The sequence below is a fragment of the Kitasatospora sp. NPDC017646 genome (genome assembly GCF_044329365.1).
Taxonomy (GTDB): domain Bacteria; phylum Actinomycetota; class Actinomycetes; order Streptomycetales; family Streptomycetaceae; genus Kitasatospora.
Map to the genome: position 1 here is coordinate 49,733 of NZ_JBIRJC010000026.1, position 23,904 is coordinate 73,636.

The 23,904-nt window shown below is 74.4% G+C and carries 24 protein-coding genes and 2 pseudogenes; 13 read left to right on the forward strand and 13 right to left on the reverse strand.

Features of this window, described 5'->3' with window-relative positions; translation table 11 throughout:
• Positions 1-96 precede the first annotated feature (96 nt).
• From ACH4J0_RS30615 to ACH4J0_RS30640, 6 genes are all read left to right on the forward strand, one after another.
• A complete protein-coding gene (locus tag ACH4J0_RS30615; protein WP_396243937.1) occupies positions 97-828 on the forward strand; it encodes a Mut7-C RNAse domain-containing protein in 732 nt (243 codons plus the stop codon).
• Between the two features lie 36 nt (positions 829-864).
• Positions 865-1,299, forward strand: coding sequence for a cupin domain-containing protein (locus tag ACH4J0_RS30620; protein WP_396243938.1), 435 nt, complete (start codon positions 865-867; stop codon positions 1,297-1,299).
• A 261-nt stretch (positions 1,300-1,560) separates the two neighbouring features.
• The gene (locus ACH4J0_RS30625; RefSeq protein ID WP_396244005.1) at positions 1,561-2,070 is read left to right on the forward strand and encodes an inorganic diphosphatase; all 510 of its coding nucleotides are present in this window, start codon (positions 1,561-1,563) and stop codon (positions 2,068-2,070) included.
• Positions 2,071-2,254: 184 nt separating this feature from the next.
• Positions 2,255-3,451 (forward strand): cytochrome P450, encoded by a 1,197-nt coding sequence (locus tag ACH4J0_RS30630; protein ID WP_396243940.1) that lies wholly within the window; start codon positions 2,255-2,257, stop codon positions 3,449-3,451.
• A 145-nt stretch (positions 3,452-3,596) separates the two neighbouring features.
• Positions 3,597-4,670 carry a TerD family protein gene (locus ACH4J0_RS30635; RefSeq protein WP_396243942.1) on the forward strand — a complete coding sequence of 358 codons (1,074 nt, stop codon included), beginning with the start codon at positions 3,597-3,599 and terminating at the stop codon, positions 4,668-4,670.
• Positions 4,671-4,738: 68 nt separating this feature from the next.
• Positions 4,739-4,972, forward strand: a complete 234-nt coding sequence (locus ACH4J0_RS30640) for a hypothetical protein (protein WP_396243944.1) — start codon at positions 4,739-4,741, stop codon at positions 4,970-4,972.
• A gap of 177 nt (positions 4,973-5,149) precedes the next feature.
• Here the strand turns inward: ACH4J0_RS30640 and ACH4J0_RS30645 are convergent, their stop codons facing one another.
• Complete coding sequence (locus ACH4J0_RS30645; protein ID WP_396243946.1) at positions 5,150-5,779, reverse strand: TetR/AcrR family transcriptional regulator; 630 nt, start codon at positions 5,777-5,779, stop codon at positions 5,150-5,152.
• 126 nt (positions 5,780-5,905) lie between these two features.
• On the opposite strand from ACH4J0_RS30645, the gene ACH4J0_RS30650 reads away from it, so the two are divergent.
• On the forward strand, positions 5,906-6,943 hold the full coding sequence (locus ACH4J0_RS30650) for an aldo/keto reductase (RefSeq protein ID WP_396244006.1): 1,038 nt from the start codon (positions 5,906-5,908) through the stop codon (positions 6,941-6,943).
• A gap of 27 nt (positions 6,944-6,970) precedes the next feature.
• Here the strand turns inward: ACH4J0_RS30650 and ACH4J0_RS30655 are convergent.
• A pseudogene (locus ACH4J0_RS30655) lies at positions 6,971-7,114 on the reverse strand (FBP domain-containing protein); the annotation flags it as partial.
• Positions 7,115-7,119: 5 nt separating this feature from the next.
• Between ACH4J0_RS30655 and ACH4J0_RS30660 the strand changes: the two are divergent.
• Positions 7,120-7,620, forward strand: a pseudogene (locus tag ACH4J0_RS30660) (TetR-like C-terminal domain-containing protein); the annotation flags it as partial.
• A 49-nt stretch (positions 7,621-7,669) separates the two neighbouring features.
• On the opposite strand, the gene ACH4J0_RS30665 reads toward ACH4J0_RS30660, so the two are convergent.
• Positions 7,670-9,640, reverse strand: a complete 1,971-nt coding sequence (locus ACH4J0_RS30665) for a BTAD domain-containing putative transcriptional regulator (protein WP_396243948.1) — start codon at positions 9,638-9,640, stop codon at positions 7,670-7,672.
• A gap of 146 nt (positions 9,641-9,786) precedes the next feature.
• Here ACH4J0_RS30665 and ACH4J0_RS30670 point away from each other — a divergent pair, with 146 nt between their 5' ends.
• Positions 9,787-10,665 (forward strand): alpha/beta fold hydrolase, encoded by an 879-nt coding sequence (locus tag ACH4J0_RS30670; protein ID WP_396243950.1) that lies wholly within the window; start codon positions 9,787-9,789, stop codon positions 10,663-10,665.
• A gap of 102 nt (positions 10,666-10,767) precedes the next feature.
• Here the strand turns inward: ACH4J0_RS30670 and ACH4J0_RS30675 are convergent, their stop codons facing one another.
• Complete coding sequence (locus ACH4J0_RS30675; protein ID WP_396243952.1) at positions 10,768-10,911, reverse strand: hypothetical protein; 144 nt, start codon at positions 10,909-10,911, stop codon at positions 10,768-10,770.
• Between the two features lie 155 nt (positions 10,912-11,066).
• Here ACH4J0_RS30675 and ACH4J0_RS30680 point away from each other — a divergent pair, with 155 nt between their 5' ends.
• Both ACH4J0_RS30680 and ACH4J0_RS30685 read left to right on the forward strand, forming a co-directional pair.
• Complete coding sequence (locus tag ACH4J0_RS30680) at positions 11,067-12,560, forward strand: MFS transporter (RefSeq protein WP_396243954.1); 1,494 nt, start codon at positions 11,067-11,069, stop codon at positions 12,558-12,560.
• Positions 12,561-12,601: 41 nt separating this feature from the next.
• The gene (locus tag ACH4J0_RS30685) at positions 12,602-13,243 is read left to right on the forward strand and encodes a maleylpyruvate isomerase N-terminal domain-containing protein (RefSeq protein ID WP_396243956.1); all 642 of its coding nucleotides are present in this window, start codon (positions 12,602-12,604) and stop codon (positions 13,241-13,243) included.
• 3 nt (positions 13,244-13,246) lie between these two features.
• Here ACH4J0_RS30685 and ACH4J0_RS30690 read toward each other — a convergent pair whose 3' ends face one another.
• The gene (locus ACH4J0_RS30690) at positions 13,247-14,080 is read right to left on the reverse strand and encodes an ABC transporter permease (RefSeq protein ID WP_396243958.1); all 834 of its coding nucleotides are present in this window, start codon (positions 14,078-14,080) and stop codon (positions 13,247-13,249) included.
• Positions 14,077-14,988, reverse strand: a complete 912-nt coding sequence (locus ACH4J0_RS30695; protein WP_396243960.1) for an ABC transporter ATP-binding protein — start codon at positions 14,986-14,988, stop codon at positions 14,077-14,079. The genes ACH4J0_RS30690 and ACH4J0_RS30695 overlap by 4 nt, the downstream gene beginning before the upstream one ends.
• Positions 14,989-15,113: 125 nt before the next feature.
• Here ACH4J0_RS30695 and ACH4J0_RS30700 point away from each other — a divergent pair, with 125 nt between their 5' ends.
• Both ACH4J0_RS30700 and ACH4J0_RS30705 read left to right on the forward strand, forming a co-directional pair.
• Positions 15,114-16,304 (forward strand): sensor histidine kinase, encoded by a 1,191-nt coding sequence (locus tag ACH4J0_RS30700; RefSeq protein WP_396243961.1) that lies wholly within the window; start codon positions 15,114-15,116, stop codon positions 16,302-16,304.
• The gene (locus ACH4J0_RS30705; RefSeq protein ID WP_396243963.1) at positions 16,301-16,963 is read left to right on the forward strand and encodes a response regulator; all 663 of its coding nucleotides are present in this window, start codon (positions 16,301-16,303) and stop codon (positions 16,961-16,963) included. The genes ACH4J0_RS30700 and ACH4J0_RS30705 overlap by 4 nt, the downstream gene beginning before the upstream one ends.
• A 15-nt stretch (positions 16,964-16,978) precedes the next feature.
• On the opposite strand, the gene ACH4J0_RS30710 is transcribed toward ACH4J0_RS30705, so the two are convergent.
• The 7 genes from ACH4J0_RS30710 to ACH4J0_RS30740 form a co-directional block, all read right to left on the reverse strand.
• Positions 16,979-17,791: an SAM-dependent methyltransferase gene (locus ACH4J0_RS30710; protein WP_396243964.1), complete on the reverse strand. Its 813-nt coding sequence runs from the start codon at positions 17,789-17,791 to the stop codon at positions 16,979-16,981.
• Between the two features lie 102 nt (positions 17,792-17,893).
• The gene (locus tag ACH4J0_RS30715) at positions 17,894-18,646 is read right to left on the reverse strand and encodes a hypothetical protein (protein WP_396243966.1); all 753 of its coding nucleotides are present in this window, start codon (positions 18,644-18,646) and stop codon (positions 17,894-17,896) included.
• A 168-nt stretch (positions 18,647-18,814) separates the two neighbouring features.
• Positions 18,815-20,158, reverse strand: a complete 1,344-nt coding sequence (locus ACH4J0_RS30720; RefSeq protein ID WP_396243968.1) for a nitrate/sulfonate/bicarbonate ABC transporter ATP-binding protein — start codon at positions 20,156-20,158, stop codon at positions 18,815-18,817.
• Positions 20,159-20,166: 8 nt separating this feature from the next.
• Positions 20,167-21,906, reverse strand: coding sequence for an ABC transporter permease (locus ACH4J0_RS30725; RefSeq protein ID WP_396243969.1), 1,740 nt, complete (start codon positions 21,904-21,906; stop codon positions 20,167-20,169).
• Positions 21,907-22,077: 171 nt separating this feature from the next.
• Positions 22,078-23,112: a DUF1648 domain-containing protein gene (locus tag ACH4J0_RS30730; protein ID WP_396243970.1), complete on the reverse strand. Its 1,035-nt coding sequence runs from the start codon at positions 23,110-23,112 to the stop codon at positions 22,078-22,080.
• On the reverse strand, positions 23,109-23,456 hold the full coding sequence (locus tag ACH4J0_RS30735; RefSeq protein WP_396243972.1) for a GntR family transcriptional regulator: 348 nt from the start codon (positions 23,454-23,456) through the stop codon (positions 23,109-23,111). Before ACH4J0_RS30735 ends, ACH4J0_RS30730 begins: the two co-directional genes overlap by 4 nt.
• Before the next feature lie 57 nt (positions 23,457-23,513).
• Positions 23,514-23,807 carry a hypothetical protein gene (locus ACH4J0_RS30740; protein WP_396243974.1) on the reverse strand — a complete coding sequence of 98 codons (294 nt, stop codon included), beginning with the start codon at positions 23,805-23,807 and terminating at the stop codon, positions 23,514-23,516.
• Between the last annotated feature and the right edge of the window lie 97 nt (positions 23,808-23,904).

The window sequence follows — 23,904 nt, forward strand, 5'->3', positions numbered from 1 at the left end:
GGCGAGCGGCGGGCCGGGAGGCGTGACGGGCAGCCCGGATCCGGAGGCCCCGGAAAACGGTGGCCCCGGCCAGGCACCCGCTGGCATGCTGGCCGCGTGGACCGACCCCAGATCTGGCTCGACTTCGCCCCTGAGCTGCACCTCTTCGTCTCCGCGCCCCGGCGGGCCGGCCGTACCGCGCTGCGCACCGACGGCACCTCCACCCTCGGCCACGTGGTCGAGTCCCTGGGCGTCCCGCTCACCGAGGTCGGCGCCCTTCTGGTGGACGGCCGGCCCGTGCCCGACTCGCACGTCCCGGCCGACACCGAGCACGTCAGCGTCGAAGCGGTGGCCCGCCCGCAGCCCTCGCCCGCCCCGCCGCGCTTCCTGCTGGACGTCCACCTCGGCACCCTCGCCCGCCGGCTGCGCCTGCTCGGCGTGGACGCCGCGTACGAGAACCCGGACATCGGCGACGCCGCCCTGGCCGCACGCTCCGCCGCGGAGCAGCGGGTGATGCTCTCCCGCGACCGCGGCCTGCTGCGCCGCCGCGAACTGTGGGCCGGGGCCTACGTCTACAGCCACCGCCCCGCCGAGCAACTTCGCGACGTGCTCTCCCGCTTCGCCCCGCCGCTCGCGCCCTGGAGCCGCTGCACCACCTGCAACGGCGCGCTGCGCACGGTGAGCAAGACCACCGTGCGCGAGCAGCTCCACGACGGCACCGAGCGCTCCTACGACGCCTTCGCCCAGTGCGCCGACTGCGGTCAGGCCTACTGGCGCGGCGCCCACCACGCCCGGCTGGAGTCCATCGTCACCGAGGCGGTGCGTGAGTTCGGGGGCGTTCCGGGGTAGGGAGGAACTCCGTCACACGAGAGGCCGGGGCGTCGGATGAGCGATCGACCTGGACAGCCTGTCCACCAACCCTTCGAGAGCGCCGAGACCGGTGACGCCCCTGTGGTGACCGCGCCGGACGGCGCCGTGGTCCGTCCGCTGCTGGTGCTGGACGGCCGGGGCAGCCTCGCGGTCTTCGAACTCGCCCCCGGGCAGGTCACCCACGCGGTCTCGCACGCCACCGTGCAGGAGCTGTGGCAGGTCACCGCGGGCAGCGGCGAGCTGTGGCGGCGCCAGGACGGCCGGGAGGAGACCCTCCGCCTCGCGGCCGGGACGGCGGCCTCGATCCCGCTGGGCACCGCCTTCCAGTTCCGGGCCGCCCCGGACGCCAGCGGCCCGCTGCGCATCACGGCCGTCACCATGCCGCCGTGGCCGGGGACGGACACCGAGGCGCGCCCGGAGCAGGGCCCCTGGGAGGCGACCGTCCGGTGAGCGGGTGGTCCGGGCCGGACCAGGCCGGGTGCGGACGGCCCAGCCGCCCGTCCGTGGCGGGTGGCGTTCGACCGGCGTCGCACCGCCGGGCGTGCGATGGTGGTGCATGACCGTGACCCGCCAACTCGCCACGGCCCGGATGCCGGCGGTTGACCGTGAACCGCGGGGGCCGTTCCGCCGGTGCCCGGGGAACCCGGACGGCGGACGATCCCCCCAGAGCCGAGGAGGAGGCCACCGGTGGAACCCGCCGAGTTCGACGTGATGATCGAGATCCCGCAGGGGTCGCGGAACAAGTACGTGATGGACTTCGACGCGGGCCGGATCCGCCTCGACCGCACGCTCTTCACCGCCACCCGCTACCCCGCGGACTACGGCTACGTCGAGGGCACCCTCGGCGGCGACGGCGAGCCGCTGGACGCCCTCGTCCTCGGCGGCGAGCCCGCCGTGCCCGGCTGCGTGCTCACCTGCCGGGCGGTCGGCATGTGGGTGATGCGCGACGAGCGCGGCCCGGACCAGAAGATCCTCTGCGTCCCGGCCCGCGATCCGCGCTACGCCGACCTGTGGGACATCGGCGACCTGCGCGAGTTCGACCTGCTGGAGGTCACCCACTTCTTCCAGGTGTACAAGGACCTCGAACGCGGCAAGTCCGTCACGGGCTCGCACTGGGCGGACCGCGAGGCCGCCCTCACCGAGATCGCCGAGTCCCGCGCCCGCGCGGCGGGCACCCGCTTCACCCATCCGGCGGGCGCGCGCTTCGCCCATCCGGCCTGACTCCCCCGGCGGCCCGCTGTCGGGGAGTCACAGCCCGGGCGGCCGCCGGCCGCCTGCCCCCGGTCCTGCCGGTCAGATCCGCGCGCTGCGCAGGACGGCGCGGACCTGGTCGGAGGGACTAGGACAACAGGTACGGCACTGACGCCCCGCCAGAGTGCCTGCGCCCTGCCCGTAGGCTGACCGGGTGACACCCCTCGACCCGACCGTGAAGTCCCTGCTCACCGACCCCTACGGCGCCTACGCCGAGCTGCGCGCCGAGGCGCCCGTCCGGCGGATCGTCGGCCCGGACGGGCTGCCCGTCTGGCTGGTGACCCGCTACCAGGACGTCCGCCAGGCCCTCGCCGACCCGCGCCTCGCCCTCGACAAGGCGCACGCCGCGCCCGGCAACTACCGGGGCCTCGCGCTGCCGCCCGCGCTGGACGCCAACCTGCTGAACATGGACCCGCCGGACCACACCCGGATCCGCCGCCTGGTCGTGCAGGCCTTCACCCCGCGCCGGGTGTCCGCCCTGCGTGCGCCGATCGAGCGCGTCGCCGAGCAACTCCTCGACGCCGTCGAGGACACCGCCGGGCCCACCCGCCGCGTCGACCTGCTCGCGAGCTACGCCGCGCCGCTGCCGATCACCGTGATCTGCGACCTGCTCGGCGTCCCCGAGGACGACCGGCACGACTTCCGGGCCTGGACCGACACCCTGATCACCCCGGACCCGGCGCGTCCCGAGCAGGCCCGCGACGCCGTCAAGGCGATGCTCGCCTTCTTCACCGGCCTGATCGAGCGCAAGCGCGCCCAGCCGGCCGACGACCTGCTCTCCGACCTGATCGCCGTCCGGGACGAGCAGGACCGGCTGAGCGAGGACGAACTGACCTCACTGGCCTTCGTCATCCTCTTCGCCGGATACGAGAACACCGTCCACCTGATCGCCAACGCCGTCCTCGCCCTGCTCACCCACCCCGGGCAGCTCGCCGCCCTGCGTGCCGAGCCGGAGCTGGTCGGGGGCGCCGTCGAGGAGTTCGCCCGCTTCGACGGCCCGGCCCCGCTGGCCATCCGCCGCTTCCCGCGCGAGGACGTCACCATCGGCGGCGTCACCGTCCCGGCGGGGGAGACGGTGCTGCTCTCGCTCGCCGCGGCCAACCGCGACCCCGAGCGGTTCGGCGACCCCGACCGGCTCGACCTGCGCCGCCGGGAGAACGGCCACCTCGCGCTCGGCCACGGCATCCACTACTGCCTGGGTGCCCCGCTGGCCCGGATGGAGACGGCGCTCGCGCTCACCGCCCTGCTGCGCCGCTTCCCGGCGCTGGCCCTGGACGTCCCGGTCGAGCGGCTGCGCCACCGGCCCACCCTGCGGGCCCGGGGCCTGCTGGAACTCCCCGTCCGGTTCTAGGGCGTGCGTGTTTGATGATTCCCGCCGGGCGCGAAGTGCCGGACACGCCCTGAGCCGTTCCGCTCGAACGACCGGGAACCGGCGTGGCATCTACAGCGTTGTCGTGGTCGAACAGCGTGATTCGGACGGTGGTGGAGGAAACCCCATGAGTGTGGCCCTGACGAAGGGCGGCAACGTCTCCCTGAACCGGCAGGCGCCCGGCGTGCGTTCGGTCCGGGTCTGCCTCGGCTGGACGGCCGGTGCCGACTACGACCTGGACGCCAGCGCCCTGCTCTGCGGGGCTTCCGGGAAGGTCCTCACCGACCAGCACTTCGTCTTCTTCAACAACCTGCGGAGCCCGGACGGCGCGGTGCGCCACCTCGGCGCCGACGGTGAGGGCGGCGGGGGCGGCGGGGGCCTCGGGGGAGAGGACCGGGAGCGGATCGAGGTCCGGCTCGCGGACGTCTCGGCCGACGTGCAGAAGGTCGTCTTCGCGGTGGCGATCTACGACGCGGCGCAGCGCCGGCAGACCTTCGGCCAGGTGCGCGGCGCGTACGTCCGCCTCACCGACGCGGACGGCGGCGCCGAGGTGGCCCGTTACGACGTCACACCGGAGACGGGCAGCGAGACGGCGATGGTGTTCGGCGAGCTGTACCGGCACGGCGCGGACTGGAAGTTCCGCGCCATCGGACAGGGCTACGCCTCGGGGCTCGCGGGCATCGCCACCGACTTCGGCGTCGACGTCCTCCAGCCGGCGCCGGCCGCCCCCTCGGCCCCGGCGCCCGTGCCCCCGATGCCGGCGGCAGCGCCCGCCGCCGTCGTTCCCGCTGTTCCGAAGACCCAGCCAGCAACAGGGAGTTCGCCCGTGACGTGTTTCTTCGACCCCAGCCACGGCATCGGCTCGGCCGTGGTGCTGTGGCAGCCGCAGTGGGGCGTGCCGCGCCAGGTCGAGACCTGCGCCGCCTGCGCCCAGCGGGTGCAGACCACCGTCCCGCCGTTCTACACACCGCCGCAGGCCGGCTACCCGCAGCAGGCCGGTTACCCCCAGCAGCAGGTCCAGCCGCAGGTGCCGGCCCAGCAGCAGGACCATGGCGGCCGCCGCTTCGGCACCGGCGCCATGCTCGGTGCCGGCGCGGCGGGCCTGGTCGGCGGCATGCTGCTCAACGAGGCGCTGAGCGACGACGAGCCCCAGGTGGTCGTCAACAACTACTACGAGGACGACGACGACTCGTTCTTCTGAGGGGCGGCGATCAGCCGTCCGACCGGCCGGAACCGCCGCGTCGCGGTTCCGGCCGCTCCGCTCAGCCGATGACGACCTACGACTCGGGCGGCTGGACCACCGGCCGGGGCCGCGGCGGCTGGGCCGCCGACTCGCTGCCCGAGGTGATCGGCGCGCCGGCGCTGCCGGCCGGCTTCGAGGAGCGGATCGTGGGCGGGGACCCGAAGGCCGCGTTGGAGGAGTTCGAGGCGCTGGTGGGGCAGTCGGGGCAGGGGTCGGACAAGTCGGACCTCTGGGCCGGACCGCTGGAGCAACTGCGGTAGAACTACGAGGAGTTCGACGAGGTCTGACCCTCGCCGGCTCTGTCCGCCCCGAACGGCCGCACCGCGCACCCGCGGGTGCGGCCGTTCGCGTGCCCGGGCCGCGTGCCCGGCCCAGTGCTCGGGGCTGATCGGGAGCGATCAGGACTGCTCGGGAGTGCTCAGGGGGCCCTGGGCTGTTCAGGCCCCCTCCCGCCGGTACGCCCCCGCCCGGGCGGCGGCCTCGGCGGCTGCCGCGGCGCGGTCGGCGGCGGGCTCGTCGAGCGGCTCGGCGGTGGTGAGCATCCGGTAGTAGAGCGGCGCCGAGACGGCCCGGATCACCTCGAACGGATCGGTGCCGGTGGGGAGTTCGCCGCGCTCGACGGCCTCGGTGACGCACGGCGCCCACTCCTCCACCCGGCGCCGGTAGAAGTGCCGCAGGGCCTCGGCCGTCCCCGGGTCGTCGTTGGCGGCCACGATGACGGCGCGGAACAGTGCGCCCTGCCGGGGGTCGGCCAGGGTGCGCTGGACCAGTCGGGCGTTGGCCCGCAGGTCCTCGGCGAGAGAGCCGCTGCGGGAGCGCGGCAGCGACTGCTCGGCCATGTCGGTGAGCAGGTCGGCGACCAGGGCGGTGGTGCTGCCCCAGCGGCGGTAGACGGTGGTGCGGCCGACCTCGGCCCGCTGGGCGAGGTCGCCGAGGTCGAGGCCGCCGAAGCCGTGCTCGACCAGGGCGTCCTCGGCGGCCCGCAGGACGGCGGCCCGGACCCGGGCGGTGCGGCCACCGGGGCGGACGCTCCCGGGTGTTCCTGGGATCTCGGGCTCGACGGCCATTAACGGGATTCCTGTTCCATTAGTGGGGGGACGTCTGCTAACTTCGAGACATCCTAACGGAACGGGAGTCCCATTAGGGGCTCCGAGGGGAGTACTGGCATGGCAACCACCACGGAACCCGACCACATGGAGTACCGCCGGCTCGGCGCATCCGGACTCAAAGTTCCCGCGCTCAGCCTCGGCACCGGCACCTTCGGGGGCCGCGGCCCGCTGTTCGGCGCCTGGGGCACCACCGACGTCCAGGGGGCCCGCCGCCTGCTCGACATCGCCATCGACGCCGGGGTCACCCTCTTCGACACCGCCGACGTCTACTCCGACGGCGCCGCCGAGGAGGTGCTCGGCCAGGCCGTCCGCGGCCGCCGCCACCAGGTGCTGATCTCCACCAAGGCCGGACTGCCGCTCGGTGAGGGCCCGCAGGACGCCGGTACGTCCCGCAGTAGGCTCATCCGCTCCGTGGACGACGCGCTGCGCCGCCTCGGCACCGACTACCTCGACCTGTTCCAGCTGCACGCCTACGACGCCGCCACTCCGATCGAGGAGGTGCTGGCCACCCTGGAGGACCTGGTCCGCGCTGGCAAGATCCGCTACACCGGCGTCTCCAACTTCTCCGGCTGGCAGCTGATGAAGTCCCTGGATCTCGCCGACCGCCACGGCCGCCCCCGCTACGCCGCCCACCAGGTCTACTACTCCCTGGTCGGCCGCGACTACGAGTGGGAGCTGATGCCGCTCGCCCGGCAGGAGGGGGTGGGCGCCCTGGTGTGGAGCCCGCTCGGCTGGGGCCGCCTCACCGGTCGGATCCGGCGCGGCCAGGCGCTTCCGGCCGGCAGTCGGCTGCACGACACCGCCGACTACGGTCCGCCGGTCGAGGACGAACTGCTGTACCGGGTGGTCGACGCCCTGGACGAGGTCGCCGCCGAGACCGGCCGCACCGTCCCCCAGGTGGCGATCAACTGGCTGCTGCGCCGCCCGACCGTCTCGTCGGTCATCATCGGCGCCCGGAACGAGGAGCAGCTCCGGCAGAACCTCGGCGCCGTCGGCTGGTCGCTGACGCCGGACCAGATCGCCCGCCTGGACGCGGCCAGCGCCCGCACCGCGCCCTACCCGTACTTCCCGTACCGCCGCCAGGCCGCCTTCGCCCGACTCGACCCGCCGCTGGCCGGCTGACTGCCCCGGCGCAGGCCCGGTGCCCGGTCAGGCGGTGACCTTGGCGACGAAGGCGGCGAGGTTGTCCACGGTGCGCCGGATCTTCTCCTCCAGGGTCAGCGACTCGTGGAGCCGGGTGCCGGCCTCCCGCTTGCCGCGTACGTAGAGCGAGCAGGCGAGGTCGGTGCACATGCGACTTCGACCAGGTCACGGTTTCCGCGCTCGCGCGGCACTTCGGGGTCAAGGACGCCAGCCTGTACTCGCACGTCAGGAACTCCCGGGACCTCAAGACCAGGATCGCCCTGCTGGCACTGGAGGAACTCGCCGACCGGGTCGCCGCCGCCCTGGCCGGACGCGCCGGCAAGGACGCCCTGGCCGCCTTCGCCAACGCCTACCGCGACTACGCCCGTGAGCACCCCGGCCGCTACGCCGCCGCACAGCTGGAACTCGACTACGAGACGGCGCTCAACAGCGCCGCCGTCCGGCATTCGCAGATGACCCGAGCGATCCTGCGCGGCTACGACCTCGCGGAGCCCGACGAGACCGACGCCGTCCGCCTGCTGGGCAGCACCTTCCACGGCTACGTCGCCCTGGAGCGGGCGGGAAGCTTCCAGCACACCCCGCGCACCACCGAGGACACCTGGGCGCGGGTCCTCGACGCCCTCGACGCCCTGCTGCGCAACTGGCCGAAGGCCTGACGCACGGCCCGGACCGGTGGCGCGGGTCGGTGCGAGGCGGCGGGCGGGCTCAGGTGCGGCGCCGACCCGGGCCAGGGCCCGCATCCGCACCGCCGGCGCAGGCCTGCGCCTCCGCGAGGTACCGCGCCACCGGGCCCAGGGTCAGCAGCCCGCTGGCGCCGCCGGCGTCCTCCGTGGCGGCGCCGTGCAGCGCGGTCGCGGCCCGGGCGGCAGTGGCGCGCACGCCGAGGCGGACGGCCGCGCGGGCGGTCAGGCACCACAGGGCCTCCTGGAGGTGGTCGTGCGGCGGTTCCGGAGCCGCGGCGAGCGCGCTCCGGGCCTCGTCGGCCCGGTCCTCGGCGAGCAGTACCAGGGGCCGCACCCAGGGCCGGTACGGTCCCCAGTCGAGCCGCGGGTCGGTGGGCGCCGGCCGGTCGTGCAGCAGGCGCAGCCCCAGGAGGGCGAGCGGGAACAGGCCGCGGTGCAGCCCCGGCATCCCGGCCGTCCGGAGGGCCTCATCGGCGGTGCGGTACTCAGCCGCGGCCGTCGCGGCGGTCGGCCCACCCGGTTCGGTGCTGCGGGCCGCCGTCGCCCGGGCCCGGAACCACCCGGTGAGGACGGGGACGAGCGGCGCCTCGGTGGTGGCGGCGAGCTCGTCGGCCGCCTCGGCGTGGGCGGTCGCGGCGTCCAGGTCGCCGAGGGCCGAGGCGGACTGGAGGCGGACGAGCCGGCCGAGCACGGCGAAGTTCGCCAGCCCGTGCCGGGTTGCCAGGTCGAGGAGCTCGGCACCGGTCCCGTCCCGGACCGCGGCCAGCCCGGGGCGGCCGAAGGACTGCAGGAACACCCCGTTGAGGGCGAAGGCCAGCAGGGCGGGGTCGGCCAGGCCCCGGGCCAGTGCCTCGGCCCGCCGGGCCGCCCGGTCGGCGCGCAGCAGCTCGGGCCCGGAGAGGTCGGCGCTGCGGCTCTCGACGGCGATCGTGGCCAGGAGGCGTACGGCCAGGTCGTCGGGGCAGTCGGGGCCGAGTGCGGCGAGCGCGCGCTCGGCGGCCGCGACGACGGCCCGGGACTGTTCGGGGTCGTCGGCGCGGCTCCAGAGGGCGGGCACGTCGTAGGCGCCGATGATCCGGGCGGTCAGCAGGAGGTCGCCGGTGCGTTCCGCGGCCCGGATCGCGGCGAGGCGGTCGCGCCGGGAGTGGACGAGGGCGTCGCCGCCCGCGAGGGCGAGGGTGCGGGCCAGTTCCACGGTGGTGCGCGGGCCGAGCCGGACACCGGGGCCGGTCCAGGCGGTGCGGGTGGCCCCGACGGGCGCGGAGCCGTTGAGGATCTCCGTCTCCAGACGCCGGAGTTCGGAGCCGGGGTCGAGCCCGAGCTGATCGACGAGCATCGCGCGGGCGCGGCGGAGGGCGGCCAGCGCGTCGGCCTGGCGGCCCGCGCGGTGCAGCGCGCGGGCGAGCAGCGCCCAGGCCGGCTCGCGCCACGGGTGTTCGGCGACATGGGCGCCCAGCTCGGCGACGAGCCCGGCGCCCTCCCCGGAGTCGAGCAGGATCCGGGCGCGCAGTTCCACCCCCTCCAGCCGCAGCTCCTCCAGGCGGGCGCGCTCGCGCTGCGCCCAGGCGGAGTCGGGCACGTCGGCGTAGGCGGGCCCGCGCCAGGTGGCGAGCGCCGCGCCGAGTTCTCTCACCGCGCCGGGGTCGCGCCGGGCGCGGGCCAGGGTGTCCTGGAACCGGTGGACGTCCACGTCCTCGCGGGGCAGGCGCAGCGCGTAGCCGGGGCCTTCGGTGACGATGACGCGCGGCGGGTCGCGGGGCGGCCGGTCGGGTTCGAGGGCGCGGCGCAGCGCGGCGACGAAGGTGCGCAGGGCGCCCACGGCGCGCACCGGCGGATCGGTCCACAGGTCGTCGACGAGGGTGTCGGTGGTGACCATCCGGCCCTCGGCGGCGACCAGCCGGGCGAGCACCTCGCGGTGGCGGGGGCCGCCCAGGTCCACCGGGGTGCCGTCTTCACGGAGGGCCCGTACGGCGCCGAGCACGTCGATTCGCATGCCCCCATCCTCGGTGCCGGGGGCGGGCCGCGCCCGAACGCACTGATCGGTTGCTGATCGGGCTCGCCCACCATGGTCCGGCTGGTTCCCGGCACCCGGTGCCCGGTTCCCGACGTCCAGTCCCAGACCCGAGAGGACGGCCTTCCATGGCGCTCACCATTCCCGGCTTCGACCACCTCCGCCTGCCCGGTGCGGACGGGGTGGAGCTGGCCGCCGCCGTCGGCGGCAGCGGCAGCCCGGTCGTGCTGCTGCACGGCTTCCCCCAGACGCACCTGATGTGGCGGCACGTCGCCGAGCGGCTCGCCGACGAGCACACGGTGATCTGCCCCGACCTGCGCGGCTACGGCGCCAGCGACAAGCCGGCGCAGACCGGCCCCGAGGTGTACGCCAAGCGCACCATGGCCGCCGACGTGGTGGCCCTGGCGGCGGCGCTCGGCCACGAGTGCTTCGCCCTGGTCGGCCACGACCGGGGCGCCCTGGTCGCCTTCCGGGCCGGGCTGGACCACCCCGGGACCGTCAGCCACCTGGGCATCCTCGACGTCGTGCCGACGCTCGACATGTGGAACGTCCTGCACGGCGTGTCGGCGGCGGTCGGTTACCACCTGTACCTGATGGCGCAGCCGCCGGGCCTGCCGGAGACGATGATCGCCAACAGCGCGGACGCCTTCTTCGGCTCCTTCCTCGATGCCTGGGCGAACGACCCGGCCGCCGTCCCGCCGGAGGTGCGGACCGAGTACCTGCGGGCGAGCGCCGCCGCGGTGACGTCGATCGTCGCGGACTACCGGGCCTCGGCGGGCATCGACGTCCGGCACGACCAGGCGGACCTCGACGCCGGGTCGCAGCTGGCGATGCCCGTGACGGTGGTCCAGCAGGACTGGGGCGCCCAGCTGGGCTACGACGCCGCCGGGATCTGGCGGGCGTGGGCACCGGACCTGGACCACCGGCTGACCAGGGCGGGGCACTTCATGGCCGAGGAGGCGCCCGACGAGATCACGGCGGCGGTCCGGGCCCTGCTGACCCGTTGAGGATCCTCGACCTCGACACCACTCGCCTGTAGCGGGCCTACGAGCGGGCGGCCTCCTTCGAGCGGGCGCCGGCCGGGAGGCCCTCGGCGGTGTCCTCGATCATCAGGCGCCAGCGATGGCGTCGGCGTCCAGGCGGGCGTTGAGCCAGCCGGACCAGGCGCGGCCGAGGGCCCGGACCTCGCGGGTGCCGGCCTCGGTGTGGCCGAGGCGGTCGCCGTCGCGGGTGAGGTAGCCCTCGGTGGTCATCCGGTGGACGGCTGCCGGGCAGTTCGGCCCCGGACGCGGACGGGCCGCGCGCGGCGGCCGACCCGGGTGGCGGAGCGCTGTGGGCCGGGCGAGGATGAGCCGGAGCAGAGCCAGGACCAGTCGGGACCAGTGCCCGGACCCCGGGAAGAGGCCCCATGACCTCCCAACCCTCCCGCGACGCGGAGAAACCGCAGCCGTCCGGTGCCACCGCCGTCGGCGGCCGGGCCGGGACGCGGCGCTGGGGGGCGCTGACGGTGTGCCTGGTCGCCGGATTCATGACCCTGCTGGACGTCAGCATCGTGAACGTCGCCCTGCCCACCGTCCGCGCCGGGCTGCACATGTCGGACAGCGGCCTGCAGTGGGTCCTCAGCGGCTACGCGCTCGCCTTCGGCCTGGTGCTCGTCCCCTCCGGCCGGCTCGGCGACGCCCGCAGCCGACGGGCCGTCTTCCTCGCCGGACTCGCCCTGTTCACCGCCGCCAGCGCGCTGGCCGGGGCGGCCCAGACCCAGGAGTGGCTGGTGCTCGCCCGGCTGTTCCAGGGCGCGGCGGGCGGCGTACTGGTGCCCCAGGTCTCCGGCTTCATCCAGACCCTGTTCCAGGGTGCCGAACGCGGCCGGGCCTTCGGCGCGCTCGGCGCCACCATCGGACTGTCCACCGCCGTCGGACCGCTGCTCGGCGGCCTGCTGATCCACCTGTTCGGCCCGCAGGACGGCTGGCGCTGGGTGTTCCTCGTCAACCTGCCGATCGGCGTCGTCGCCCTGCCGATCGCCTACCGGCTGCTCCCGCCGCCCCGCCCGGCCGCCGAACGGGCCGGGCAGCGCGACTTCGACCCTGTCGGGGTGCTGCTGCTCGGCGCCGGTACCGTCGCCCTGCTGCTGCCCTTCGTCCAGCAGCAGCAGTGGCACAGCCCGGCCCGCTGGCTGCTGCTGGCGCTGGCGGCCGTGCTGCTGACCGCCTTCGTCGGCTGGGAGCTGCACTACGCCGGGCGGCACGAACCGCTGGTCAGCATGGCGCTGTTCGAGGTGCGGCCGTACGCGGCGGGGGTGCTGCTGTCGCTGGTGTACTTCGCCGGGTTCACCGCGATCTTCTTCATCTTCACGCTCTACCTCCAGGCCGGCCTGCACTACTCGGCGCTGATCGCGGGCCTGGCGATCACCCCCTTCGCGGTCGGATCCGGTGTGGCCGCCGCCGTGGGCGGGCGGCTGGTCAGCCGGCTCGGACGGCGGCTGGTGGTGCTCGGGCTGCTGCTGGTGCTGCTCGGCCTGCTGGGCTCCGCCCTGGCGGTCCAGCTGTGGTCCGGGCCCTCGGTGGGCTGGACGACGCTCGGCCCCCTGCTGGTCGCCGGGGTGGGCAGCGGCCTGGTGATCGCCCCGAACCAGACGCTCACCCTCCAGCACGTCCCGCTCGCCCGCGCCGGCAGCGCCGGAGGCGTCCTCCAGACCGCCCAGCGGGTCGGCTCGGCGGTGGGCATCGCCGTCGTCGGCTCGGTCTTCTTCGCCCACGCCGCCGGACGTGACCCCGACTGGGCGCTCGCCTTCCAGCTGGGCGACGCGGTCGCCTCGGGGCTGGTGCTCGCGGCCCTGCTGGTGGCCGTGGCCGACGAGTGGGCGAACCGGCGGGAGAACGCAGGACGGTCCCAGGTGCCGTGACACGTGGTGAGTCGGGGCGGCTGGGGGGTAGGAGGTGCGGCATGACGGGTGCCCGAACGGATTTCCTGGCGGCGGCCCGCGCGGCGGAGGCGCTGCTGCGCCGGGCGGAGGTGGCCGGGGCCTGGGCGCGGCCGAGTGCCTTGGCGGAGTGGAGCGTGGGAGGCCTGGCCGGGCACCTGGCGTACCAGGTGCTGTGCGTGCCGGAGGTGCTGGCCGCCCCGGAGCCTGCTGAGGAGACGGTGGGCCTGCTGGAGCACTACCACCGGTCGCGGTGGGTCTGGGCCGGGGTCGATGCCGGGATCAACGTGCGGATCCGGCAGGGCAGCGAACTCGTCGCGGCACCCGGGGCGGCGGCGCTGAGCGGCCGGGTGGCCGAGACGGTCACCGGGCTCTCGGCCGCCCTCGAAAGTGAGGATGGCGCCCGGCCGGTCCGGCTGCCGTTCTGGGGGTCCTGGTCGCTCACGCTGGACGACCTGCTGACCACCCGGACGATGGAGCTCGCCGTCCACGCGGACGACCTCGCGGTCAGCGTCGGGGTCCCGACCCCCGAACTCCCGCCGGAGACGGCCGAGTCGGTGATCGGCCTGCTGACCCGGCTGGCCGTGCGGCGGCACGGCCAGGTGAGCGTGTTGCGCGCGCTCAGCCGGGCGGAGCGCGCGCCGGACGGCATCGCGGCGTTCTGACCCTCAGTGGTCGCGGCGCTGGATCACCACCGTCGCGATGGCCACCGAGGCGAGCGCCCACACCGCGTACGTGATCCAGGCGCCCGCGACCGTGGCCGGGTAGTCGCTGGGCCGCATGCCCACCAGGGTGATCCGGGCCAGGCGCTGCCAGGCGGGGAAGGGCAGGGAGTGCAGCAGGTCCGCGGTCCAGCGGTAGCGCTCGGTGACCAGGGACGGCAGGAAGAACAGCACCACCACGGTGCCCACCACCGCGCCCGCGCTGTGCCGGATCAGGGTGCCGAGGCAGAGCCCGACCAGCCCGCACACCGGGGCGAACAGCGCGGCCGCCGCGACGTACCGCACGGCCGTCGGGTCGGTGAGGGACTGCCCGATGCCCCGGTCGGCCAGGATCGCCTGGGTGAGGCCGAAGGAGACGCCCGCGGTGACCGTCCCGAAGCCGAGCAGCACCGCCGTCAGCACGCCCGCCTTGGCGAGCAGCGCCGCGCGGCGGTCGGGGACGGCGGCCAGGGTGGTGCGGATCAGACCGGTCGCGTACTCGCCCGCGATGACGATCGCGCCGAGGCCGCCGCCGACCAGCATCAGGGTGTCGGCGGAGACGATGTCGAAGGAGTCGTCCAGCGCCACCTGCGCCATCACCACCGGATCGCCGTCGCCGGGCGCGTAGTGGTCGTGGGTGTACTGGGCGGACTTGAGGTTCGCGAAGACGGCGACCAGCGTGGCGAGGCCGAGCACCCAGGGGATCGAGCGCAGCGACCAGAACTTCAGCCACTCGGCGGCCAGGAGGTCGCCGAAGCGGGCGCGGGGGCGGATCCGGGGCAGGGCGGTCACGGTGCTCATCGGGGCTCTCCGGCGAGGTATTCGACGCTGTCGGCGGTCAGTTCCATGAAGGCCTCCTCCAGGGAGGCGCCGCGCTCGGTCAGGGCGTACAGCAACAGGCGCTGCTCCAGCGCGAGTTCGCCGACCCGTCCGGCGTCCACGCCGGTCACGTCGAGGCTGCCGTCGGGCCCGGGCCGGACGGTGGCACCGGCGGAGCGCAGCACGGCGGTCAGCCGCTCGGGTTCGGCGGCGCGGACGGTGACGGCTGCCCGGCCGGCGCGGGCGGCGAACTCGCCGAGGCTCTCGTCGGCGATCAGCCGGCCGCGGCCGATCACCACCAGCCGGTCGGCGGTGTGCTCCATCTCGGCCATCATGTGGCTGGAGACGAAGACCGTCCGGCCCTCCGCGGCGAGTCGGCGGAACAGCCCGCGCACCCAGAGCACGCCCTCCGGGTCGAGTCCGTTCAGCGGTTCGTCGAAGAGCAGCACGGGCGGGTCGCCGAGCAGGGCTCCGGCGATGCCGAGGCGCTGCTTCATGCCCAGCGAGTAGCCGCCGATCCGCCGCCCGGCGGCTTCGGTGAGTCCGACCTCGGCCAGCACCTCCTCCACCCGGCCGGGCGGGATGGCGTTGCTGCGGGCCAGGGCCCGCAGGTGGGCCGCGCCGGTGCGTCCGCCGTGGACGTCGCCCGCGTCGAGCAGCGCCCCGACCTCCCGCAGGCCGCGCGGCAGCCCGCGGAAGGCCCGGCCGTCGACGGTGGCGGTGCCGGAGGTGGGGTCGTTGAGGCCGAGGATCAGCCGCAGGGTGGTGGACTTGCCCGCACCGTTGGGGCCCAGGAAGCCGGTGACGTGGCCGGGGCGAACGGTGAAGGTCAACCGGTCGACGGCCGGTCGGCGGCCGTAGCGCTTGGTCAGTTCGATGACTTCGATCACGGGCACCACGGTGCCGGGGAAGCCCCTGCCGCCGCATCGGACCGGTGTCGACACCGCGGGCCGGCCCCGGTCGTACAACCACGGTTGGATGACGACGCCCACCCCCATCGTTACGATCTTGAACCATGCCCGCGACACCGACGCCCCCGCTCATCCGGCGAGTCCCGCCCGAGGCCTGGGTCGCCCTCGCCTGGTGCGTGGCCGTCGCCTATCCCGCCCTGGCGCTCCGCGACACCGGATGGCGGCAGTACGGCGGCGCCGCCGCGCACGGCGGCCTGCCCTTCACGCTGGCCGACACGGCAGTGGCCTTCGCCGGAGCCGCGCTGGTGCGCCGGGTGCCGGTGCTCTCGGTCGCCGTGCTGCTGATCGCCACCTGGACCGAGACCGACGGCTGGGCCGCGAAGGTCCAGGTGCCTCCCACCGCGCTGCTCGCCGTGGACGTCGCGCTCTTCGTGATCACCGCCCGGGGGACGCGCCGCAGTTCGCGCGCCGCCTTCACGCTGGTCATGACCTTCCTGGTGCTGCACATCGGCCTGGTCCCCGGCAACACCGTCGGCATCTTCACCGGCACCCGCATCGGCTCGGCCGACGGGGCCGCGCTGCTCGCCCTGGTCGCCTGGCTGGCCGGGCGCTCGCTGCGGCAGAACCGGGAGCACGCCGAGGCGCTCGGCAGACGGGCCGCCGCCGAGGCGGTCACCGCCGAACGGCTGCGGATCGCCCGGGAGATGCACGACACCGTCGCGCACAGCGTCGGCATCGTCGCCCTCCAGGCCGGCGCCGCCCGCCGGGTGATCGACCGTCGGCCCGAGCGGGCCAAGCAGGCGCTGGGCGAGATCGAGGCCGCCGGTCGGGAGACCCTGGCCGCGCTGCGCCGGATGCTGGTTGCGCTGCGACAGGCCGACGGCGAGGCTTCGGACACCGTCCCGCACGGCCTGGCCGACCTCGACCGGCTGGCCGAGACCACCACCGCGGCGGGCGTGCGGGTCGAGGTGCGGCGCGCGGGCGAACCGGGGCCGCTGCCACCGGAGATCGACCTCTCGGCGTTCCGGATCATCCAGGAGTCCGTCACCAACGTGGTGCGGCACGCGCAGGTCCGGGACTGCCTGGTGACCGTCGGCCGCACGGAGCGGGAGCTGCGCGTGGAGGTCACCGACCGCGGCCGGGGCCACGGCACCGCGGCCGGCGCCGGCTTCGGCCTGGCCGGACTGCGCGAGCGGGTCGCCCTGCTGCACGGCGAGTTCGAGGCCGGCCCGCGCCCGGACGGCGGGTTCCGGGTCGCCGCCCGGCTGCCGATCCCCGAGGAGATGACCGCATGATCCGCGTGGTCCTGGCCGACGACCAGCCGCTGGTCCGGGCTGCCCTGGAGATGGTGATCACCGAGACGGCGGACGTCGAGGTGGTCGGCGAGGCGGGTGACGGCGCCCAGGCCGTCCGCTTGGCCGCCGAACTGCGGCCGGACGTCGTGGTGATGGACATCCGGATGCCCGGCACCGACGGCATCGAGGCCACCCGGCAGGTGACCGCCGCCGGCGGGCCGACCAGGGTGGTGGTGCTCACCACCTTCGACGAGGACGAGCACGTGTACGCGGCGCTGCGCGCCGGGGCGTCCGGCTTCCTGGTCAAGGACATGGCACTGGACGACATCCTCGCCGCGGTGCGGGTGGTCGCCGCGGGGGAGGCGCTGATCGCGCCGAGCGTCACCCGGCGGCTGATCGGGGCGTTCGCCGGGCAGCGGCCCCGACCGGTTCCGGAACCGGTGTCGCGCCGGCTGGACGCGATCACCGACCGGGAGCGGGAGATCCTCACCCTGGTCGGCCGGGGCCTGTCGAACACCGAGATCGCCGCCGAGCTGGTCCTCAGCGTCGCCACCGTGAAGACCTACATGACCCGGCTGCTCGCCAAGCTGGACGCCCGCGACCGGGTCCAACTGGTCATCCTGGCCTACGAGACGGGCCTGGTCTCCGTCCCCGGCTGACCAGGCCCGCGGACCCTAGCGCTTGACGGCCACGCCCGCGTACATCGCGATGTCCCGGTCGCGGACCGCCGGGGCGTCGGCGTCCGGACGCCAGTGGTGGACCAGGGTGACGCCCGGGTCGAGCAGTTCGCAGCCGTCGAAGAAGGCCTCGGTCCCGGCCTTGTCGCGGATCTGCAGCGGGATGCCGCGGGCGTTGTACTCCCGCCCGACGCCGCCCACCCCGACCGGGTCGGTGTCACCGGTGAAGACGGTGAGGGCGAGGAAGCTGCCGGGCGCCAGGGCGTCCATGAAGCGGCGCACGATGCCCTGGGGGTCGTCCTCGTCCAGCACGAAGTGCACGATGGCGATCAGCGACAGCGCGACCGGCCGCGAGAGGTCGAGCACCTCGCGCAGCCGGGCGTTGCCCATGATCGACTCCGGGTCGCGGAAGTCGGCGTCCACGTAACAGGTGCGGCCCTGGGGCGTGCTGGACATCAGGGCCCGGGCGTGGGTCAGCACGATCGGGTCGTTGTCCACGTACGCGACCCGGGCCTCGGGGGCGATCGACTGGGCGATCTCGTGCACGTTGGGGGACGTGGGGATGCCGGTGCCGATGTCCAGGAACTGGCGGACCCCGTACTGCTCGGTGAGGTGGCGCACCGAGCGCTGCATGAAGTCACGGGTGGTGCGCATCGAGATCGGCAGCGCCGGCCAGGCCTTCACCGAGGCGTGTGCGGCGGCCCGGTCCGCCTCGAAGTTGGTCTTGCCGCCGATGAGGTAGTCGTAGACCCGGGCGGAGTGGGGCACGTCCATCCGCAGGTCGACCGACGGGTGTTCCTCGTTCGTCACGCTCGCGCTCCCCGTGGCTACTGGGCATCGGTCACCGGCCGCAAGACGGTCGGCCTCGGTGCGCATGGTAACGGTTCGCCAGTGCGACGAGATGACGAATGCTCAGGTCTGGGGCGCCTGCGCCTCCGGACCCCGGACCTCCAGCCCCACCGCCTGGCGGGGGAGCGTTCCGGACCCGGCCCGCCCGCCGCGCCCGGCCGCCAGCTCCACCGCCGCACCGATCCAGGCCGCACCGAACGCCCAGGTCGCCACCCACTCGCACAGGTACATCGGCCGGACCGTCCAGCCCTCCCCGAACCCGGACAGCCCCGCGACCGCCGCCGCCAGCAGCGCGACCACGATCAGCACCCCCGCCGCCAGGTACGCCGCACCGACCCGGGCCGGCTGCGTGGAGCGTGGAGCGCGGAAGGAGTACAGGCAGAACAGCGCCAGCATCACGAACAGCATGGCGGCGAAGACCAGGTGGAACGCCCCGACCGTGCGCTGGAGCCCGGTCGGATCCCGCGGCGCCGTCGGGCACAGCGCCACCCCCAGCGCGAACAGCCCGGCCGCTGTGCTCCACCGGTCGTCCCGCCGGTCGAACCGGTAGCAGATCAGGAACACCCCGAGCGCGCACAGCGCCCCGACGAAGACGTTGCGCGCCCCCGTGTAGTACGCGGCGCTCATCGACGCGGGCCAGAACCCGTCCGTCGAGCGCCCCGTGACCTCGTCCGCCAGCCAGGCGCCCAACGGCAGGGCCGGCGGCAGCAGCACGCCGATCGCCCCGACGCCGAGGCGCAGGAAACCGACCGTTCGCTCGTCCTGGACGGTCTGTGGTGAATCGATTGCTCTCTGGACACTCCGGTCGTCGCTCACGGACGCCTCCTCGCTGGTCCGCGCGATGGTTGGCCGTCAACTGGTGTACCCACACGGGGAGATCGCCCCACCACCTCATCGGGCGGTTCGGCACCCGAAGAGCCCGTGAGTCCAACGGAACCGGCGACGGCACCTGCCACCTCGTCGAGCTCGGCGGGCAGGACCCTACTACTGGCAGGACTGATCGGCCCCCCACAGCATCGCCTCGGCGCCCGGGTCCAGCACGAATTCGGCGTCGTCCGCGTCGTAGTCGTACAGCTCCCCGTAGCGGCCCCAGTCGATGGCGGTCTCCAGCTGCCGCCGGGCGTCCTCGGTGTCGAAGCCGGCGCGCAGCAGGTCCAGGAAGAGGTCCTCGCGCAGCTTGTGGTCCGCGGCGGTGGCCAGGGCCTGGACGACGGCGCGCACCAGCGGGGCGTGGCGGGCGGCGTTGCGGGCGAACAGCTGCTTGCTGGTGAGGATGTCGGCGGCGGCGAACTCGCGGCCGGCCGGGGTGATCGCGAAGCGGCCGTGGGTGGTGCGGGCGAGGTCCAGCAGGACGGCGGCGTCGACCAGCGGGAGCAGGTCGTCGACCTCGAAGTTCAGTTCGTCGGCGATCTCGGCGAGCCCCTCCTCGCCGCCCATGGCGAGCAGGATCTCCAGCAGGCCGGCCAGTCCGCCGACGGTGGCGGGCGGCAGCGGGGTGGTGATCGGGGTGGCGGCCTGGCGGGCGGCGGGTTCGGCGGGGGGCTGCTCCTCGCGGCCGGTGAGGATGCCGTAGACGGTGTCGACCAGGGCCTCGAACTGGGGGGTGCGGCGGTCGCGCGGGCGGGGGAGGTCGACGGTCAGTTCGGAGCGGATCCGACCGGGGTTGGAGGACAGCACCAGGATCCGGTCGGCCAGCAGCACCGCCTCCTCGATGTTGTGGGTGACGATCAGGATCGACTTGACCGGGGCCTCGTGCCCCTCCCAGAGGCCGACCAGCTCGTTGCGCAGGTTCTCGGCGGTCAGCACGTCCAGGGCGGAGAACGGCTCGTCCATGAACAGCGCGTCCGGCTCGACCACCAGCGCCCGGGCGAAGCCGACCCGCTGGCGCATCCCGCCGGACAGCTCCTTGGGGTAGGCGCCCTCGAAGCCGTCCAGGCCGATCAGGTCGATCGCCCGCAGGGCGCGCTCGCGCCGCTCCTCCTCGTCCACCCCGCGGGCCTGGAGGCTGAGTTCGACGTTCTGCTGGACGGTCAGCCAGGGCAGCAGTGCGAAGGACTGGAACACCATCGCCACCCCGGGGTTCGCGGCCCGCAGCGGGGTGCCGCGGTAGGTGACCGTCCCGGAGGAGGGCGAGATCAGCCCCGCCAGGCAGCGCAGCAGGGTGGACTTGCCGGAGCCGGACTTGCCGAGCAGGGCGACGATCTCCCCCTCGGCCAGGTGCAGGCTGATGTCGTCGAGCACCGGCAGGGCCCGCCCGTCCGGCGTGGTGAAGGTCTTGGTGACGTCGGAGGCATCGACGATCGTGGTGCGGGTGGCGGCGGCGGTCACGGTGCTCCTCACAGGGCGTAGCGGGTCTCGGAGAGCCGGTAGAGCCGGCGCCACAGCAGGCGGTTGAGCGCGACCACGTAGAAGCTCATCACGATGACCCCGACCAGGATCTTCGGGAACGTCCCGGTGCCGGTGGCGTCGGCGATGTACGAGCCGAGCCCGGTGGCGGTGAGGTGGTGCGAGCCGTAGTCCACCACCTCGGCGACGATCGAGGCGTTCCAGGCGCCGCCGGCCGCGGTGATGCCGCCGGTGACGTAGTACGGGAACACCGCCGGGAGGATGAACGCGCGCCAGCGCAGCCGGCCCCTGACCTGGAAGCCGGTCATCGCCTCGCGCAGGTCACTGGGGATGGCGGAGGCCCCGGCGATGACGTTGAACAGGATGTACCACTGCGCGCCGAGCGCCATCAGCAGCACCGAGCCGAGGTTCAGCGAGATCCCGAGTGCGACGAACGCGGCGGTGGCGAAGGGGAACAGGAAGTTCGCCGGGAAGCTGGCCAGCACCTGCACCACCGGCTGGGCGAACCGGGTGACCCCGGGGTTCATCCCGATCCACACCCCGACCGGCACCCACACCGCTGTCGCCGCCACCAGCAGCGCCAGCACCCGCCCGAAGGTGGCGGCTCCGAGGGCGAAGGCGTGACCGAACTCGCCCAGGCCGACGGTGGCATGGACGTAGGCGAAGGCCTTCCAGGCGCCGAAGACCACCACGACGGCCACGGCCCCGGCGAAGAACACGTCCCCGGTGCGCTCGCGGGTGGCGGGGCGGGCGAGCGGGTGCTCGGCCAGGCCGAACACCCGCATGCCGCGGTCCAGTGCCGGCCCGAGCGGCCGCAGCGGCCGGGCGGCCAGCTCCGGCAGGCTGGAGCGGCGCAGCAGGTCGAGGACGACGCTGCGCGGCCGGTCGGCGGACTCCGACTCCTCCACCCGGAACCGCTCGGACCAGGCGGTCATCGGCCGCCAGAACAGCACGTTGACGCCGATCACCATGACGACCATCACGCCGATCGCGATGCCCACCTGGCCGAGGTCGCCGTCGCCGATGGCGGTGGCCGCGTAGGAGCCGATGCCGGGCAGCGCGTAGCGGTGGTTGAGCACGCTGATCGACTCGGAGGCGGCGAGGAAGAACCAGGCCCCGCCGAAGCTCATCATCCCGTTCCAGACCAGCGGGATCATGCCGCCGGGCACGTCCAGGCGCCAGAACCGCTGCCACTTGGTCAGCCGCATCACCCGGGCCGCCTCGTCCAGTTCGCACGGCTGGCTGACCAGGGAGTAGTAGAACGCGAAGGTCATGTTCCAGGCCATCGAGGTGAAGATGGCGAAGACCGACGCGCATTCCAGGCCGAGCGTGGAGCCGGGGAAGAGGTTGATGAAGGCGGTGACGGTGATCGACAGGAAGCCCAGGATCGGCACCGACTGGAGGATGTCCAGGACCGGCAGCAGCACCTTCTCCGCCCGCCGCATCCGGGCCGCGGCGCTCGCGTAGACGAAGGTGAACACCACCGAGGCGATCAGCGCGACGAACATCCGCAGCAGCGAACGCACCGCGTAGTAGGGGAGGTTCGACGGGTCGGTGGAGACGGTGGCGGGGGCCTGGCCGGGCAGGAACGGCGCGTCCAGCGAGGGGGCGAGCCGAAGCAGCCCGTACAGCCCGGCCACCAGAGCGGCGGCGACCAGGGCGTCGACCCAGCGCAGCTCGGGGCGGCGCCACACACTGCGCGAGGGGAAACCGCCGCTGCCGTCGGCCACCCGAACCACCGTCCGTCCGCTGCTCGCCCGCACGCCGCCCGAGGTACGGCCGCCGACCCGACCGCGCACCAGCCTCGCCGCAGACGGACCGGCCCGCCACCGGAGGGCCACTCACGGGTGGCGGTCCGGTCCGGGACGGGCCGGGACGGGCCGTGACGAGCCGGGCGGGACTCAGCGCGTCGCGGCGTCGGCGGTTCCGGCGGTTCCGGCGATCAGTGCGTTGAGCAGGGCGGCGCCGCGCTCGGCGTCGTCGACGCTGACCGCGAAGTCCCGCCCGCGCTTGGTGCGGACCACCAGGCAGGCGCCCCGGCGTAGGAACACGACGCTGCCCCCGCGGTGGACGCGGTAGCCCCAGCCACCTGCCTGGCGGGCGGTCAGCTGCTCGACCCGGGCCGAGACCAGCTCGGCGGGGGCGAGGCGCCGGGCGGGCCAGCCGAACGGGCCGAAGCCGACGTGCAGGCCGGCCCCGGTGATCCGGACCCGCACCGAGGAGCAGAGCAGGGCGACCACGGCGCCGAGGCCGAAGAAGGTGACCGCCCTCCAGTCGACGGATCCGGTGCGCCCGCTCGCGGCGAGCATGACCCCCGGCACCGAGAGCAGTCCCAGCACGGAGGAGAGCGCCTGCAACCAGTGGTTGGAGGCGTGCGAGAGCCAGACCAGCCGCTCACCGGCCCTCAGCTCCAACACCGGCTCCCCGGGCGGGGCGGCCGCCGTGACCATGGCGGTGGTGGGCGCGGGCCGTCGGGTCGCCAGCCAGGCCAGGACACCCGCCAGACCGGCCGCCACGACGATCAGGACCACCTCGATGCCCATCGGCGCGGCGTCCTGCCAGCGGGCGCGGTCCAGGTTGGAGCGCACGATGGAGGCCTGCGCCCCGCTCAGCAGCACCCCGGTTCCGGCCAGGACGGGGCCGGCGGAGCCGCGGGCCCGGGCGGGGTGGAACCGGAGGGCGACCGCGAGTCCGATGGCGACCAGCAGCCAGATGACGGCCGGGAACAGCGCCGCCGTCGTCAGCGGCATCGAACCGTCCGGGTGGCTCCCGCTCCAGTGGGTCGCCAGCTGGTCCGGCAGCCGGTCGCGCGCGCTGATCGGCATCGCGACCAGCAGCGCGGCCACACCCAGTGTCCAGATCGCCGCCCCCCACAGCGCGCCCCGACCGGTCCGCCCGTTCGGGGCGGGCTCTCCCGCAGGCTCTTCGTCCCTCACGACATCCCCCTGATCAGATCCACGAGATCGTTCCTGCTGTAGCCGGCCCTGGCCGCGTCCGCGATCAACTGCCTTATCCGGTCCACCAGTTCGGCGCGGGTTCCGGCGTCCGCCGCGACCGTGATGCCACGGCCCCGGCGGAACTCCAGCACCCCCTCGTCGCGCAGGGCGCGCAGCCCGCGCAGCACGGTGTTGGTGTTCACCCCGAGGGCCCGGGAGAGCTCCCGGGCGGGCGGCAGCTTGTCACCGGGGGCACACTCGCCCTCCGCGACTGCCCGTCGGACGGCGCCCGCCACCTGCTCGTGCAGGGGACGGGCGTCGCCAAGATCCAGCTTCAGCAACATGGTGCTAGTAACAGTAGCACCATGCGATCGCCGTGCCGGGTGTACGTCCGTGCAGGGTCAGGGGATGAAGAGGCTCCGTGCCTCGGTGACCCGGCTGTCGTCGCCGGCCGGGATGACTTCGAGGACCTCTCCGGTGCAGTCCGCGGTGGAGTGGATCTCGGCGGTCTCGTCCGTCAGGTTGTCGACGATGCTGGCGCTCTCGTCCAGGGCGTAGCACCCGGAGGGATCCGTGTGGGTCGTGCCGTCGATGGCCAGGTTCCCGGTCGCCGCGGCGGCCGGACCGGTGCTCAGGACCAGGACGGCGGCGGTCATCAGTGGGACGCCGAGAACGGCGGTCAGTGTGGTCTTCATGGCGCATGCATAACCGTTCCGGGTCGGCGCCTCGTCGGATGCGGCCGGGGGTTACCTCCGGAGGGCGGTGCGGTGGGCCGAATGCCCGTGAGCGGCC

Bases quoted from the DNA above. Each gene is read 5' to 3' on its own strand.
- ACH4J0_RS30645 (WP_396243946.1), bottom strand. From the start codon at position 5,779: ATGGCCGTCGAGCCCGAGATCCCAGGAACACCCGGGAGCGTCCGCCCC.
- ACH4J0_RS30650 (WP_396244006.1), top strand. From the start codon at position 5,906: ATGGAGTACCGCCGGCTCGGCGCATCCGGACTCAAAGTTCCCGCGCTC.
- ACH4J0_RS30700 (WP_396243961.1), top strand. From the start codon at position 15,114: ATGCCCGCGACACCGACGCCCCCGCTCATCCGGCGAGTCCCGCCCGAG.
- ACH4J0_RS30620 (WP_396243938.1), top strand. From the start codon at position 865: ATGAGCGATCGACCTGGACAGCCTGTCCACCAACCCTTCGAGAGCGCC.
- ACH4J0_RS30690 (WP_396243958.1), bottom strand. From the start codon at position 14,080: ATGAGCACCGTGACCGCCCTGCCCCGGATCCGCCCCCGCGCCCGCTTC.
- ACH4J0_RS30675 (WP_396243952.1), bottom strand. From the start codon at position 10,911: ATGACCACCGAGGGCTACCTCACCCGCGACGGCGACCGCCTCGGCCAC.
- ACH4J0_RS30635 (WP_396243942.1), top strand. From the start codon at position 3,597: ATGAGTGTGGCCCTGACGAAGGGCGGCAACGTCTCCCTGAACCGGCAG.
- ACH4J0_RS30735 (WP_396243972.1), bottom strand. From the start codon at position 23,456: ATGTTGCTGAAGCTGGATCTTGGCGACGCCCGTCCCCTGCACGAGCAG.
- ACH4J0_RS30670 (WP_396243950.1), top strand. From the start codon at position 9,787: ATGGCGCTCACCATTCCCGGCTTCGACCACCTCCGCCTGCCCGGTGCG.
- ACH4J0_RS30740 (WP_396243974.1), bottom strand. From the start codon at position 23,807: ATGAAGACCACACTGACCGCCGTTCTCGGCGTCCCACTGATGACCGCC.
- ACH4J0_RS30685 (WP_396243956.1), top strand. From the start codon at position 12,602: ATGACGGGTGCCCGAACGGATTTCCTGGCGGCGGCCCGCGCGGCGGAG.
- ACH4J0_RS30680 (WP_396243954.1), top strand. From the start codon at position 11,067: ATGACCTCCCAACCCTCCCGCGACGCGGAGAAACCGCAGCCGTCCGGT.
- ACH4J0_RS30625 (WP_396244005.1), top strand. From the start codon at position 1,561: ATGATCGAGATCCCGCAGGGGTCGCGGAACAAGTACGTGATGGACTTC.
- ACH4J0_RS30665 (WP_396243948.1), bottom strand. From the start codon at position 9,640: ATGCGAATCGACGTGCTCGGCGCCGTACGGGCCCTCCGTGAAGACGGC.
- ACH4J0_RS30705 (WP_396243963.1), top strand. From the start codon at position 16,301: ATGATCCGCGTGGTCCTGGCCGACGACCAGCCGCTGGTCCGGGCTGCC.
- ACH4J0_RS30640 (WP_396243944.1), top strand. From the start codon at position 4,739: ATGACGACCTACGACTCGGGCGGCTGGACCACCGGCCGGGGCCGCGGC.